The sequence below is a fragment of the Bradyrhizobium barranii subsp. apii genome (assembly GCF_011516635.5).
GTDB lineage: Bacteria > Pseudomonadota > Alphaproteobacteria > Rhizobiales > Xanthobacteraceae > Bradyrhizobium > Bradyrhizobium barranii.
Map to the genome: position 1 here is coordinate 586,032 of NZ_CP096255.1, position 13,672 is coordinate 599,703.

The 13,672-nt window shown below is 65.0% G+C and carries 12 protein-coding genes and 1 pseudogene; 8 read left to right on the top strand and 5 right to left on the bottom strand.

The annotated features are described in order from the left end of the window. The first annotated feature begins 1 nt into the window (after window position 1). The 6 genes from HAP41_RS02750 to HAP41_RS02775 all read left to right on the top strand — a co-directional run bounded on the left by HAP41_RS02750 (window position 2) and on the right by HAP41_RS02775 (window position 6,246). Window positions 2-412, top strand: coding sequence for a GNAT family N-acetyltransferase (locus HAP41_RS02750; RefSeq protein ID WP_028149462.1), 411 nt, complete (start codon window positions 2-4; stop codon window positions 410-412). Next, window positions 409-2,316: a cobaltochelatase subunit CobT gene (gene cobT, locus HAP41_RS02755; protein WP_014490393.1), complete on the top strand. Its 1,908-nt coding sequence runs from the start codon at window positions 409-411 to the stop codon at window positions 2,314-2,316. The genes HAP41_RS02750 and cobT overlap by 4 nt, the downstream gene beginning before the upstream one ends. Continuing rightward, window positions 2,313-3,383: an esterase-like activity of phytase family protein gene (locus HAP41_RS02760; RefSeq protein WP_166059788.1), complete on the top strand. Its 1,071-nt coding sequence runs from the start codon at window positions 2,313-2,315 to the stop codon at window positions 3,381-3,383. Before cobT ends, HAP41_RS02760 begins: the two co-directional genes overlap by 4 nt. 31 nt (window positions 3,384-3,414) lie before the next feature. Further along, the gene (locus HAP41_RS02765) at window positions 3,415-4,113 is read left to right on the top strand and encodes a hypothetical protein (RefSeq protein WP_166059775.1); all 699 of its coding nucleotides are present in this window, start codon (window positions 3,415-3,417) and stop codon (window positions 4,111-4,113) included. 287 nt (window positions 4,114-4,400) lie between these two features. Then, the gene (locus HAP41_RS02770; protein WP_166059760.1) at window positions 4,401-5,513 is read left to right on the top strand and encodes an NADH:flavin oxidoreductase/NADH oxidase; all 1,113 of its coding nucleotides are present in this window, start codon (window positions 4,401-4,403) and stop codon (window positions 5,511-5,513) included. Window positions 5,514-5,838: 325 nt separating this feature from the next. Further along, on the top strand, window positions 5,839-6,246 hold the full coding sequence (locus tag HAP41_RS02775) for a hypothetical protein (protein ID WP_063980635.1): 408 nt from the start codon (window positions 5,839-5,841) through the stop codon (window positions 6,244-6,246). A gap of 247 nt (window positions 6,247-6,493) precedes the next feature. On the opposite strand, the gene HAP41_RS02780 is transcribed toward HAP41_RS02775, so the two are convergent. Then, entirely contained in the window at window positions 6,494-6,739 is a 246-nt protein-coding gene (locus HAP41_RS02780; protein WP_166059694.1) for a PilZ domain-containing protein, read from the bottom strand. A gap of 358 nt (window positions 6,740-7,097) precedes the next feature. Beyond that, the gene (locus tag HAP41_RS02785; protein ID WP_166059678.1) at window positions 7,098-8,438 is read right to left on the bottom strand and encodes a T6SS phospholipase effector Tle1-like catalytic domain-containing protein; all 1,341 of its coding nucleotides are present in this window, start codon (window positions 8,436-8,438) and stop codon (window positions 7,098-7,100) included. Between the two features lie 165 nt (window positions 8,439-8,603). On the opposite strand from HAP41_RS02785, the gene HAP41_RS02790 reads away from it, so the two are divergent. Continuing rightward, window positions 8,604-9,263 carry a nucleotide exchange factor GrpE gene (locus HAP41_RS02790; protein WP_063980637.1) on the top strand — a complete coding sequence of 220 codons (660 nt, stop codon included), beginning with the start codon at window positions 8,604-8,606 and terminating at the stop codon, window positions 9,261-9,263. 336 nt (window positions 9,264-9,599) lie between these two features. On the opposite strand, the gene ftsZ is transcribed toward HAP41_RS02790, so the two are convergent. The 3 genes from ftsZ to HAP41_RS02805 all read right to left on the bottom strand — a co-directional run bounded on the left by ftsZ (window position 9,600) and on the right by HAP41_RS02805 (window position 11,990). Further along, window positions 9,600-10,862, bottom strand: coding sequence for a cell division protein FtsZ (gene ftsZ, locus HAP41_RS02795; RefSeq protein ID WP_166059651.1), 1,263 nt, complete (start codon window positions 10,860-10,862; stop codon window positions 9,600-9,602). A gap of 50 nt (window positions 10,863-10,912) precedes the next feature. Further along, complete coding sequence (locus HAP41_RS02800; RefSeq protein ID WP_166059631.1) at window positions 10,913-11,446, bottom strand: hypothetical protein; 534 nt, start codon at window positions 11,444-11,446, stop codon at window positions 10,913-10,915. Window positions 11,447-11,819: 373 nt separating this feature from the next. Continuing rightward, a complete protein-coding gene (locus tag HAP41_RS02805) occupies window positions 11,820-11,990 on the bottom strand; it encodes a hypothetical protein (protein WP_166059597.1) in 171 nt (56 codons plus the stop codon). Window positions 11,991-12,205: 215 nt separating this feature from the next. Here HAP41_RS02805 and HAP41_RS02810 point away from each other — a divergent pair. Next, a pseudogene (locus HAP41_RS02810) lies at window positions 12,206-13,641 on the top strand (IS701 family transposase). The last annotated feature ends 31 nt before the right edge of the window (window positions 13,642-13,672 follow it).

A 13,672-nucleotide genomic window follows, 5' to 3' on the forward strand; every position in this document is an offset into this window, starting at 1 on the left:
CATGCCAAACATCACCGTCGAGCGCACCATTGGGACCACCAAAAAGGCTGTGCTCGCCGGGCTCGGCGCCTATAACGACGAGCAGTTCGGGAAGCAGAAGGTCAGGAGCATCGCGGTCTCGCTGAAAGACCGCGGCAAGATCGTCGGCGGCATCGTCGGACACCTCTGGGCCACGGTTCTGTTCATCCAGTACTTCTGGATCGACCAGAAGCAGCGCGGCAAGGGTCTTGGCACGAAGCTGATCGCGGCGATCGAGGACGAGGCAAGACGGCAGGGCGCGATCCAGGCCCATGTCGACACGATGAGTTTCCAGGCGCCGGGCTTCTATCGTTCCTGCGGGTACGAGGAGTTCGGCACCCTCAAGGGCTATCCCGGCGGCGTGACGCGCCACTCGTTTACGAAGTCGCTATGAGCACATCATCATCCAATTCCAAATTCCGTAACACCAAGGAAGCCCCGACCGAGCCGTTCAAGCGCTCGGTGGCCTCCTGCTTGAAGGCGATCGCGAAGTCGCCGGAGCTCGAGGTCAGTTTTGCTGCCGAGCGCCCTGGTCTGGCGCCGGGCAAAGCGCGGCTGCCCGAGCCCGCGCGCAAGATGACCAAGCGTGACGCTGCGATCGTGCGCGGCCACGCCGACTCCATCGCGCTCAAGATCGCCTGTCACGATGCAAAGCTGCATCGCAAGCTGATGCCCGGCAATCCGCAGGCGCGTGGCGTGTTCGAGGCGGTCGAGCAGGCCCGGGTCGAGGCGATCGGCGCGCGCCGCATGGCGGGCGTTGCGAAAAACCTCAGCGCGATGCTCGACGACCATTTCCATCGCGGCAAGTTCGACGAAATCACCGATCGTGCCGATGCGCCGCTGGCGGATGCGCTGGCGATGCTGGTGCGCGAGCGCCTGACCGGCATGGCGCCGCCCACGGCGGCGAAGAAGATGGTCGATCTCTGGCGGCCCATTCTCGAGGACAAGATCGGCAAGCGGCTCGACCGGCTCGATGGCCTGGTCGAGGACCAGACCAGGTTCGGCGACGCCGTGCATGACCTGCTGACCGCGCTCGAGCTCGGCGACGAGCGCAGCGCCGACAGCGAAGACAACGACGACGACGAGGAAAACCGCGACGGCGACAACGACCAGTCCGGCGCCGAAGGCTCGCCCGATTCCGACGCCGCGCAGGAGATGAGCGCGGATCAGGCGCAGGCCTCCAGCGAGGAGATGAGCGAGAGCGCGATGGAAAGCGCGCAGGCCTCGACCTCCGACACGTTCGACGACGGCGAGCTTGGCGACGACGAGACGCCGGGCGAGGCGACGCGTCCGAACGCGCACGGCAAGAACGAGCCGCGCGGGCCGGAATATCACGCCTTCGCGCCGAAATTCGACGAGGTCATCGCGGCCGAAGACCTCTGCGACCATGACGAGCTGGAGCGCCTTCGCGCCTATCTCGACAAACAGCTCGCGCATCTGCAGGGCATCGTCGCCCGCCTCGCCAACCGCCTTCAGAGGCGCTTGATGGCGCAGCAGAACCGCGCCTGGGACTTCGACCTCGAAGAGGGCATTCTGGATCCGGCGCGGCTGTCGCGCGTGGTGACCGATCCCTATCACCCGCTGTCCTTCATGCACGAGAAGGAGGCGACGTTCCGCGACACCGTGGTGACGTTGCTGCTCGACAATTCCGGCTCGATGCGCGGACGCCCGATCACGGTCGCCGCGACCTGCGCCGACATCCTGGCGCGCACGCTGGAGCGTTGCGGCGTCAAGGTCGAGATCCTCGGCTTCACCACGCGCGCCTGGAAGGGCGGGCAATCGCGCGAGGCGTGGCTTGCCGCCGGCAAGCCGGCCAATCCCGGCCGCCTCAACGATCTCCGCCACATCATCTACAAGTCCGCCGACGCCCCCTGGCGCCGCGCGCGGAAGAATCTCGGCCTGATGATGCGCGAGGGTCTGCTGAAGGAGAACATCGACGGCGAGGCGCTGGACTGGGCGCACAAGCGCCTGCTCGGTCGGCCCGAGCAGCGCAAGATCCTGATGATGATCTCCGACGGTGCGCCGGTCGACGATTCCACGCTGTCGGTCAATCCCGGCAATTATCTCGAGCGGCACCTGCGCCACATCATCGAGGAGATCGAGACCCGCTCGCCGGTCGAGCTGATCGCGATCGGCATCGGCCATGACGTGACGCGCTACTATCGCCGCGCGGTGACAATCGTGGATGCCGAAGAGCTCGGCGGTGCCATCACCGAGAAGCTCGCCGAACTGTTCAGCGAGACCAACACCGCGCCCACGCATCAGGCCGGTCGCCCGCGGCGCAAATTGCATTCGTGAGCGCGCAATCGTCCCGCCGCAGCTTTCTTGGCTACGCGGCGGCGGGATTTTCCACTCTCGCACTCTCCCGACTGGCGCAGGCGCAGCCGACGACCGAGCCGCCGCCGCGCACCGCGCAGATCGAGCACGCCGTCACCGAGCCGGTCAGCGTCGAGGTGAACGCGCGGCCGATTCCCAATTTCGAGCCGCGCGACCGCTCGCGCGTGCGCTTCGGTCAGCTGCAATATCGCAGCGGCCTGGTGCTGACCTCGCCCTATCGCGGCTTCGGCGGCCTGTCCGCCATCCGGCTCGATGCGAAAGGCGAGCGCTTCCTCGCGATCTCCGACCAGGGCGGCTGGTTCACCGGCAGCATCCGCTATTCCGGCGGCAAGATGATCGGGCTCGACGACGTCGAGGCGTCCCCGATGCTCAATTCCGAGGGCCGGCCGATCACGGAGAAGCGGTTCTGGTACGACACCGAGTCGCTCGCGCGCGACGGCAATGTCGTTTATGTCGGGCTCGAACGCGTCAACCAGGTCCTGCGCTTCGATTTCGCCAAAGGCGGCACGCGCGCCCGCGGCGAGGTGTTGCCGACGCCGCCCGCCGTGCGGAAGCTGCCCTCCAACAAGGGGCTCGAAGCGATGGTCGTCGTGCCGAAAGGCCAGCCGCTCGCGGGCGCCCTGATCGCCTTCTCCGAGCGCGGGCTGGATGCCGACGGCAATCTGGTCGCGTTCCTGATCGGCGGTCCGTCGCCCGGCCAGTTCAGCGTCCGCCGCACCGAAAAATTCGACATCAGCGATGCCGTGCTGCTGCCGTCCGGCGAGCTTCTCATCCTCGAACGCAAATTCTCCTGGTTCACCGGCATCAACATCCGCATCCGGTCGATCCCCCTGAAATCCATCGCGCCCAACGCGCTGGTCGACGGGCCTGCGCTGTTCGCCGCCGATCTCGGCCACGAGGTCGACAACATGGAAGGCATCGACGCCCACGTCACGCCCGAGGGCGAGACCGTGCTGACGTTGGTGTCGGACGACAATTTCTCGATGCTCCAGCGCACGCTGCTGCTGCAGTTCACGCTGGTGGAGTGAACGTCCGCCCGCCCTTCTCCGACAAACCGTCATGCCCCTCCGCCGCGCCATCCTCGCCCTTATCCTCACGCTCGCTGCATCCTCGCCGGCCTTCGCCACGGCCGAGCATCGGTATGGAAAGAACGAATACGCCATCATCCAGGGCGGCCGCGCGCCGAATGGGAAGCTGTCCGTCGCAGCCCATGGCGGCGGCGAGTCCGGGAGCGAAGGCTTTCGCATCTACCTGATGGCTGAGCCCGGCCATCGTCGGCTGATGACGCTCGACAATGTCGACGACGACAACATTCTGGACTCGGCGCCGGATGCCTTCCACGCCGCCTGGTCGCAGGATTCGCGCACCGTCGCGGTCTCGTTCCGCAGCGAGCGCCATATCGTCACGCTGAATCTCTACGCCATCGACGGCGGCCGCGCGCGGCTGGTCGCCGGGCCGGATCTGTTCCGCGACGTGACCGGCCGCAGCGTCGACATCAAGACCGACGGCGACATGCGCACATCCGTGCCCGCGCTGACATGGCAGGCGCCGCGCCGTTTTCACCTCACCGAGTACCGCGTGTTCGTGCTCGACGACACCGCTCTCGCCGACAAGCTCGGCCCGCTCGGCAAGGCCAGCAAGCGTGACGGCGGCGGCAACACGATCCAGTTCTCGGCCGAAGCCGACGGCGAGCTGTTGCCCGACGGCCGCATCCGCATGGGCAAGCCCGTGCCGGGCAGGTTCGAGGAGCTGGAGTAGGCCCGGCTGTCGTCCCTGCGAACGCAGGGACCCATACCGCGTGATCTACCGATTGCGGGTGGTGCTAATCCTGAACGACCAATCTTCGCCAAACTCCTCCCTGGGGTTATGGGTCCCTGCTTTCGCAGGGACGACTGCGGAGATCGCGGCACGATCCCGTGATCATATGACGCGCGCAATGCATGGCGCCGCGGGCGGGCATGTCCGCCGTGCAGCTGGCAATTCGCCGTAGGGCTACTAAACTTCATGCAATCGCTTCCATTCCTCCATCCCCCGGAACTCCCTGCATGAGCGCCCTGTTTTCCCCGATCAAGCTGCGCGGCCTGACGCTGAAGAACCGCGTCGTGGTGTCGCCGATGTGCCAGTATTCGGCCGACGACGGCGTCGCCACCGACTGGCACTTCACCCACATCAACAATCTCGCGCTGTCGGGCGCGTCGATGTTCTGCATCGAGGCGACCCATGTCGAGGCGATCGGGCGCATCACGCCGGGCTGTCTCGGGCTCTACAGCGACGCCTGCGAAGCCGCGCTGAAGCAGATCCTTTCCTCCGTGCGCAAGCATTCCTCGACGGCCATCGCGATGCAGCTCGCCCATGCCGGCCGCAAGGCCTCCAGCGCGCGGCCCTGGGACGGCGGCCAGCTCATTCCGCAGAGCGCGGGCGGCTGGCAGACGGTGGCGCCGTCGGCGTTGCCGCACAAGGAGGGCGAGGCCGCGCCGCTGGCGCTCGATGCCGCGGGCCTGAAGCGCATCCGCGAGGCCTTCGTCGACAGCGCCAAGCGCGCTGCCCGGCTCGGCATCGACGCGATCGAGCTGCACGGCGCGCACGGCTATCTCATGCATCAGTTCCTGTCGCCGATCTCGAACAGGCGCACCGACGAATATGGCGGTTCGCTCGAAAACCGCATGCGCTTTCCGCTCGAGATCTACGACGCGGTGCGCGCGGTGTTTCCGCACGACAAGCCGGTCGGCATGCGGGTGTCGTCGACCGACTGGGTCGAGGGCGGCTGGGACCTGGCGCAGACCATCACGTTCGCAAACGCGCTGAAGGCGCGCGGCGTCGACTGGATCGATGCCTCCTCCGGCGGCGTCTCGCCGCTGCAGAAGATCCCGCTCGGCCCCGGCTATCAGGTGCAGTTTGCCGAGGCCATCAAGCGCGAGACCGGGTTGCCCACCATCGCCGTCGGCCTGATCACCGAAGCCAAACACGCCGAGGAGATCGTGGCATCCGGCAAGGCCGACATGGTCGCGCTCGGCCGCAGCCTGCTCTACGATCCCCGCTGGGGCTGGCACGCCGCGGCCGAACTCGGCGGCGAAGTCGAAGCCCCGCCGCAATACTGGCGCTCGCAGCCGTCGACGCAAAAGGCGCTGTTCGGCAAGACCACGTTCGGGGCGAGGTAGGGCGCGACGGGGGCGCTGCACTCACAACTGTCGTCCCTGCCTGGTGCGCAATTGCGCACTAGGCAGGGACCCATACCGCGTGATCTCACGATGATGCGCGGTATGAGTTGCCACTGCACAACTTAAAGTCTTCGCCAAATCTCTCCCTGTGGTGATGGATCCCGGATCTGCGCTTCGCTTGTCCGGGACGACAGTGGTGGGGGCGGCGCGGGCCATCGTCCCCTCACTATCGCGCGCCCTCACGCATCCGTAACTCTCCTCACCTTCCACGCACCGCAAAACTGGCCTACCCTCCCGCGCACCCAACTCCTCAGGGAGGCCCGCCATGCGGTTTCGTGTTCGCAAGACTGCCCACGTGTTCGAGCGCGTGGGTCTCGCGATGGCAGGCGCGGCGTGCGGGTTGTTCGTCGGCGCCTATGTGGGATCTTCGATCGCCCCGCTCACCACGCAGGGCTTCCTGCTGCTGATGATGCTGCTCGGCTTCGTCGGCTTCTATCTCGGCATCGACACGCCGCAGCTGCCCTTCGACGACGCGCACAGCGCCATCGACGCCGCGGAATTCCTCAGCGCCGCCGGCACGCTCTGCGCCACGCTTACCGCGCTCGCCTCCGTCGGCGTCATCGTGCTCCGCCTCGAGCCGCACTTGGCGTGGACCTGGCTCGCTTTGTTCGGCTGGATCGCCGGCGTCGCCATGCAGATCGTCGCCGGCACGAAAGCCAGAATGCGGGCGTAGCTACGACAGCTGTTGGAAAGGTCGCGCCACAAGCACACCGCGTTCCCTCCCCCCCCCTTGCGGGGGAGGGTTGGGGAGAGGGGTAGCCACACGGCACGCGCTATCGAATGAAGCGAGCCTGTGTTGCATCACCTCGCACGCAGCCAACACCTATTGCTGGGCCACCCCTCTCCCCAACCCTCCCCCGCAAGGGGGGAGGGAGCAGAGCGGAATGCTCAGCGGGATTATTCAGTTACGGCGAGCACCGCTAAAACACCACGCCGATCCGCGAGCCGCGCTTCCAGGCGATGCGGCAGCGCTTCTTGGTGTTGACGTGCAGCAGCTCGAGCCTGTCGGGGATATTCACCTGCCCGCCGAGATCGACGCAGGCGCCGCCGGGAAAGTAGTCGATCAGCGTGCAGGGGATCACCGGCGCGCGCGGGTCGGTGATGATCTTGGCCTGGCGGGACACCAGCCCGGAAGGTTTCACGCGGGCATGTCGGCGCGGATGCATTGGCACTCTCCTCCAATTCCGCGGACGGCGCGGGTGGTCTTGAGCGGCATGATGGAAAAGAGTTGATGCGATCCGACTAAGGGCGGCCCGAGAATTTTAATGAAAAGTAGCAGCGAACGCAGAAAGCGCCGGTAGCGGGGTGGGGCGCCTCCATCTCCGCCGTCGTCCCTGCCTAGTGCGCAATTGCGCACGGGGCGAAGGGACCCATACCGCGTGATCTGTCGGTTGTCGGCGGTGGGCGTACCGAGCCACTGGTCCGCGCCAAACGGCTCCTTGTGGTTATGGGTCCCTGCGTTCGCAGGGACGACAGCTGAACAGGTGGCGCGCTCCCGCTTCCAATGACGAACTGGCAGCGCCATTACGCCGTCGCGATCTCATCAGCCTCAGCACTAGCCTCCGCATGCGGCCTCACCGGCATCGGCACGGTCACATAATCCTTCGGCAAGTTCACCGGCCGGTAGCCCGGCTCCACCGCCATGCGCTTCAGCACGCTCTCGTGCACATGCGCGCCTTCGGGGATCACGCGCGGCTCGCAATCGGGGATGTAGAAGCCCAGAAAAACCTTCCGCTCCGGCCATTCCTTGTACTTCGCGCTCTTCGGCACAAATTCCAGCACGCGCCAGAGCGCTGTCATCGAATTGTGCAGCTCGCCCACCTTGCCGGTGTATTCAGGCTCGACATAGCTAAACGGCGAGTTCTTGCGCTGGATGCCCCAGGCGAGCTGGTTCACGGTGCGCGGGTTGAAGTTCAGCCCGGCCTTCGCCGCTTCCTCGATCATCCAGATCAGCGGATATTTGGACTCGCCGCTCTCTATCTCCGGATAGCCGCCGCCGACGTCGCAATGAACGCCGGCGAACCACACCTGCAGGATGTCCTGCGGCTCTTTCTTCTCGTCGGGCACGTAGCGGTTGCGCCAATATTCCTGCGGCTCCTTGTACTCTTTCAGGCGGAACATGCAGCGCCGCTCGTCGATCGCGATCGCCTGCCGGAAGATTTTGACGCTCGGATTGCGCAGCGTGAAGGCGAGCTCCTCCAGGCTGAACACGAAGAAGAAATTGTCGCGCCGCGGCACAATCACGCTCGCCACCGTGTCCCAGACGCCGATGAAGTGGATGGTCGGCCAGCGCGTCGAGGTGATGCGCGCGAACTGGGCGGCGAGGTCGAATTCGTCCTTCGGCAGCGGCCCGCTCTCGTCGAAGGCGACATCCTTGAGGTCCTCGATGTCGTTGCCGCGCCCGGTGCCGGAATATTGCTTGTAGGCGACGAGGCCGGACCCTGCGAGGTTCGCCTGCTCCGGCGAGATCAGACCAATTTTGTGGATCAACCCCGCCAGCACTCGCACGGTATAGGCGCCGCGTGAAAAGCCGAACAGATAGATCTTGTCGCCCGGCGCGTAGTGCTCGACCAGGAAGCAATAGGCTGACAGCACGTTGTCATCGAGCCCGTAGCCGGTGGCGAGCCCCAGCACCAGATTGACGTTGGCCTTGAGCCGGTGCCACGTCGAAGGCTCCGTCACCGTGCCGACGCCCGGATCGTAAAACACCATCTGCCGCGGCTTCGTCTTGTCGGTCTTGCGCAGGCAGCGATAGAGCTTCAGGACGTTGGAGATGTTCTCCGAGATCTCGTTGCCGGTGCCGTCACAGCAGATGACGAGGTTTTTCGGCTCGGTTTTGGGTTTGTGCTGGTCGTCGTGCTCCACGGTATGCCCCTCCCGGTGATGCTACCGGGGCGAGTATAGCGAAAATGGATGGCAGCGAGGAGACGAAGTCGGCATCGGCGGCATGGTGCCTCATTGCCCCATCATCTGTTGACATTAACCACCTGTTAACCATGTCGTCGCCTAATGAGGACGGTGGGGGTCACCATGTCGGCCCATATGACGCGACCGAAGTTGATGCCTTTTTCGGCCGATCCAGCCTTTGGTTCGCTTAACCGGCTGGCGGTTCGCGTCACGGCTGTCCTACGGAGCAAAGCCATGTTCGGGAAGGACGATCTAGTGGACAATCTCAGTCGCGATCTCGATCGTGCGCGCCTGCGCCGCGATGCACTCGCATCCGAAGCCACGACTCTCACGGCTCAGATCGCCGAAATCGAAGCCCGCCTTTCGGAAGAGAAGACCAGGCGGGAGCGTGATCGCGTCTTGGCCGAGATCGAAGCGATAAGAACGCGAATCAAGCAAGCCGCCGGCGCGTTCGCACCGGTCGTCGACGGTCTCTCCAGGGCGATCGAGTCGGCCTCGGCCGTTGTGCCCGAGGCTCGCGAGCTCAACAGTTTCATCGTGTCGGTGGCGACCGAAATCGACAGCGTGCTCGATCCCCTGATGCGCGAACTGGATCAGCGCGCGGATGCGGTGCGGGCAGGGCAGGCCGTGCTGGACCTCCCGCGTTCGGCCAATGAAGCACCGCCCATCGAGCCGCCAAAAGACGGCAACGATCGCCTGCTTCGCTTCCCGGCATGGCTGTCTCGCGACAAGGAGCCGGAAAAAAGGGAAACGGCGGAGACCCCGCGCAGCACGGCAGCGTGAACGATCGGCGCGCCGCGCAGATCGGAAGCTCGCCTGCGGCTATCCTTCAAGACGCCCGCCTACGGCGGGCCCTCAGGATGAGGTCGCGTTTCGCGGCGAGATATCAGAGCCTCGTATCACAGTGGTTCGGCACAGCCGGGGCCACAAACTCGTCATGCCCGGGCTTGTCCCGCCTGCGCGGCCGAAGCCGCTCCGGCGAGGCGAAGGCCCGGGCATCCACGTTCTTCGTGCCGTGGGAAAGGTCGTGGATGGCCGGGACATGCCCGGCCATGACGATGTGGGGGCATCGCGCTCGAGCGATTGCCCCCGCGGTAGACAGAAAACCCCCGCGACCGCTCAGTTCGCCGAGCGGCGCAGGAAGGCCGGGATGTCGAGAAGGTCTTCGTCGGCCATATTGCGCGGAGAGGTGCGGCCGTAGGGATCGAGCGGCTGAGGCGCCGCGCGGCGCGCATATTCCGGATCGGGCCTTGCCGGTTGCACTGCGGGTCGGCCGGCCGCCGGGTGGAGCGGCGGGCTTTCCACATGCGGAAGCGGCGCACTGCGCTGCTCGATGCGATCGGCGATGCGGCGGCTGTCGTCGCGCAGCCTGCCGGCGAGCTGCGTGAGTGCGGTTTCCACCGGCGCCGCCAGCTGCGCCGGGTCGACATTGTCGATCCCGGTCGCCACCACCGAGACGCGGACGATGCCTTCGAGGCTTTCATCGAACGAGGCGCCGACGATGATGTTGGCGTCCGGGTCGGCCTCGTCGCGAATGCGGGTCGCGGCTTCGTCGACTTCGTACAGCATGAGATCCTTGCCGCCGGTGATGGAGATGATGAGGCCGCTGGCGCGCTTGATCGAGGGGTTCTCGATCAACGGATTGGAAATGGCGGCCACGGCGGCGGCGAGCACGCGCTTCTCGCCGGAAGCCTCGCCCCGTCCCATCATGGCCTTGCCCTTCTCCCGCATCACGGAGAGAACGTCGGCAAAATCGAGATTGATCAGGCCTTCCTTGACGATGAGGTCGCTGATGCAGGCCACGCCCGAATAGAGCACCTGGTCGGCAAGGGCGAAGGCATCGGCGAACGTGGTCTTCGCGCTGGCCACCCGGAACAGGTTCTGGTTCGGGATGATCAGCAGGGTGTCGACCGTCTTCAGCAGTTCCTCGATGCCGGCTTCGGCAAAGCGCATGCGGCGCTGGCCCTCGAAATAGAACGGCTTGGTGACCACGCCGATCGTGAGGATGCCGAGCTCGCGCGCGGTCCTGGCGATGATAGGTGCGGCCCCGGTGCCGGTGCCGCCGCCCATGCCGGCGGTCACGAACACCATGTGCGCGCCGGTCAACTGATCGCGGATCGTATCGATGACCTCCTCGGCTGCGGCGCGTCCCAATTCGGGCTGCGAGCCGGCGCCGAGGCCTGCGGTCACCTGGGTGCCGAGCTGGATCAGGCGCGGCGCCTTCGACATGGCAAGCGCCTGCGCGTCGGTATTGGCGACGACGAAGTCGACCCCCTGCAGCCCGGATGTGATCATGTTGTTGACGGCATTGCCGCCGGCGCCGCCGACTCCGAACACGACAATGCGCGCCTTCATCTCGTGAATATCGGTCATGCCAGTCATTCTGTCCTCGCGATTGCTCCGGCAGGCCGGGATGGAGAAGGGTTCGAGTGCTATCTGCGAGCCGCGCGGTCTGCGCCCACGATGGCCGCGGCCAGATGTCCCAATCGACGCGCGGCTCCCGCGGTCGTGCCGCCAGCCTGGCGACCGGTCCGTAAGTCCGCCACTTCGTCTTCCAGTCGTGCCGCCCACGCATTGGCTGCCGCCGTCTCGGCGGCCGCCTGCAGCAGCTCGACGGCCAGGCGATCGGCACGCTCGCGCTCGAAAACTAACCTGGCGCCGGCTGCGAGGGCTTCGAGCCGCGCGATCTCCGCCTTGAATGCCTCGATCTTGAAGGCCTCGATCTTGAAGGCCTCGACCTTGAAGGCCTCGATCTCAGCCATGGGGGCAGCGATGGGGGCTGCCTTGCGGCCAATTCGCGGGCGGGGCGTGTAGCGGAGCTCGGAGAGATCAACGCTCACCAGGGCCTTGCCGTCCTCCGCCCGCGAGCGCGGCAAACGGCGACGTCTCGCCAGGGCACGAGCGGCCTCGCGCGAGATATTGAGCCGGGCACTGAGATCGGCATACGTCAACAACGCAACGCACATCGGCGCTTCTCCTGGAGCAAACCGGGAAGGCATTTCGAGCTAATGATGGCTGGACGATTACCGCAGGCTAGGCTGCGTTGGTTAACGGACGGTTAACGCGCGCGGGGGGTGTTTACGGGTGCGGTACCGTGCCGGCCCCGGGATCGAAGGGCACCATCTGCCGCGGCTACGTCCTGTTGGTCTGGCGCAGTCAGCGACCGGGCTTCAGGACGTTGGAGGTGTTTTCAGAGAACTCGTTGCCGGTGCCGTCTCAGCAGATGACGAGGTTTTTCGGCTCGGGTTTGTACTAGTCGTCGTGCTCCACGGTACTCCTTCCGGTGATGCTACCGGGGCGAGTACGACGCCCTGGGGGGATAATTTGGGCTCACGCAAGTCAGCTATCTTCATTTTTACTGAGAGGTTCGTGGCGCGTTGAGTGCTGTAGATTTGCTGCGTTCGATGCAAAATTTCCCGCGGTCCAAGTGTTGTAGATCAGCGCTTCTTCAGCAAGGAAGAATTCGCCTCCAAGAAGCTCTGCCCCTCCTGTTACGAGGCGATGCTTCATTGCATCCTCTCCCGCAATGGCTACTTCAGCATTCGAAAAGGGAGGGGGATCTGGGATGGTCTTCGGGAAGAGTACGGACCATTCGAATTGACCGCGCGGATATGCGCTTTGAATCTGGTCCCGGCGAGTTAGTACGACTGAGTCACAAAACCGCAGGCTTTATCCGGCCGGAATCAGCGATGGTTGAAGCATGGACCATCAGCCGAGGAGGCTACATGAGCGGGCGTGGCACCAAGACCAGTGAGATGCGATTTGCGACGTATTTGGAAGGGCTTGCCAGCGTCATCGGTCATGCTGATCGGAAGGCACCGCTGCGCGACTATTGCGTCGGCCTCATGGCCTGTGGCGGTCGTAAGAGCGTGGAGCCAATGGCGGCGATGACGGCTCCGGAACGGACGGCCGCCCAACATCAATCGCTGCTGCATTTCGTCGGCAGCGGCGCCTGGTCGGATGAGAAGGTGCTGGGCAAGGTACGAGAGATGGTCCTGCCGGCGATCGAACGCCAGGGCCCGATCGAAGCTTGGATCATCGATGACACCGGATTTCCCAAGCAGGGGCGACATTCGGTTGGAGTTGCACGGCAATATTGCGGGCAGCTCGGCAAGCAGGATAATTGCCAGGTGGCGGTGTCATTATCGATTGCCAATCACCACGCCAGCCTGCCTGTTGCCTACCGCCTTTATCTTCCGAAGGAATGGACTGAGGATTGCGATCGGCGGCGCAAGGTGGGCATTCCTGCCGAAGTCGGCTTCCGGACCAAGCCGGAGATCGCGCTGGAGCAGTTGCGGTGGGCCTGTGCGACCGGCCTTCCGCGTGGTGTCGTGCTGATGGACGCGGGCTATGGCAACAACAGCGATCTGCGCACGGAGATCACGGCGCTGGGATTGACCTATGTGGCGGGTCTTCTGTCGAGCACAACGGTATGGCGCCCGGCACCGGTCCCTTGCCGCCGAAGCCATGGTCGGGCCGCGGCCGTCCCCCGAAACTGATGCGCCGCAACCGTCAGCGTCGGCCGGCCGCCGTTAAAGCGCTCGCGATCGGCCTGCCGGCCAAAGCTTGGCGCACCATCACGTGGCGGCAAGGAACGAACGAAAAGCTGAGCTCGCGCTTTGCCCGCGTGCGGGTCCGTGCCGCGCACCGTGATTATTGGCAAACCACCCAGCGGTTGGAGGAATGGTTGCTGATCGAATGGCCGAAAGGCGAGGACCAGCCTACCAAATACTGGCTCTCGACATTGCCGGAGGATGTGGCATTCCGGACTCTCGTAGAGACGGCTAAATTGCGCTGGCGCATCGAACGCGACTATCAGGAACTCAAGCAGGAGGTCGGGCTTGGCCACTTCGAGGGACGCGGCTGGCGCGGCTTTCATCATCACGCAACGATGTGCATTGCAGCCTTCGGATTCCTGATCTCCGAGCGGGAGGCGTTTCCCCCCTCAGGCGCTCGGCGCGCCCGGCCGATCCCGCTCGCTCGCGTTTCCGCGGATTACAGACCCCGCGGTTCTGCCGCTACGGACCCAACGTCACATTCCAAATTCGATCACGACGATGCGACGGCGACTCGAACAAGGGCTGGTCCGAACGTTGTCGAGATGTCCTTGTTGTGCAATCAAGTTCGCCCATTTCACAGACCACCGTTTGTGACGCAGTAAGATTAGGGGGCTCTTTGAGTCTGTCCGGAAA

What these genes read in the sequence shown, in the direction of transcription:
- cobT (WP_014490393.1), top strand. Translation starts at nt 409, where the DNA reads ATGAGCACATCATCATCCAATTCCAAATTCCGTAACACCAAGGAAGCC.
- HAP41_RS02765 (WP_166059775.1), top strand. Translation starts at nt 3,415, where the DNA reads ATGCCCCTCCGCCGCGCCATCCTCGCCCTTATCCTCACGCTCGCTGCA.
- HAP41_RS02770 (WP_166059760.1), top strand. Translation starts at nt 4,401, where the DNA reads ATGAGCGCCCTGTTTTCCCCGATCAAGCTGCGCGGCCTGACGCTGAAG.
- HAP41_RS02800 (WP_166059631.1), bottom strand. Translation starts at nt 11,446, where the DNA reads ATGTGCGTTGCGTTGTTGACGTATGCCGATCTCAGTGCCCGGCTCAAT.
- HAP41_RS02790 (WP_063980637.1), top strand. Translation starts at nt 8,604, where the DNA reads ATGTCGGCCCATATGACGCGACCGAAGTTGATGCCTTTTTCGGCCGAT.
- HAP41_RS02780 (WP_166059694.1), bottom strand. Translation starts at nt 6,739, where the DNA reads ATGCATCCGCGCCGACATGCCCGCGTGAAACCTTCCGGGCTGGTGTCC.
- HAP41_RS02775 (WP_063980635.1), top strand. Translation starts at nt 5,839, where the DNA reads ATGCGGTTTCGTGTTCGCAAGACTGCCCACGTGTTCGAGCGCGTGGGT.
- ftsZ (WP_166059651.1), bottom strand. Translation starts at nt 10,862, where the DNA reads ATGACTGGCATGACCGATATTCACGAGATGAAGGCGCGCATTGTCGTG.
- HAP41_RS02805 (WP_166059597.1), bottom strand. Translation starts at nt 11,990, where the DNA reads ATGAAGCATCGCCTCGTAACAGGAGGGGCAGAGCTTCTTGGAGGCGAA.
- HAP41_RS02750 (WP_028149462.1), top strand. Translation starts at nt 2, where the DNA reads ATGCCAAACATCACCGTCGAGCGCACCATTGGGACCACCAAAAAGGCT.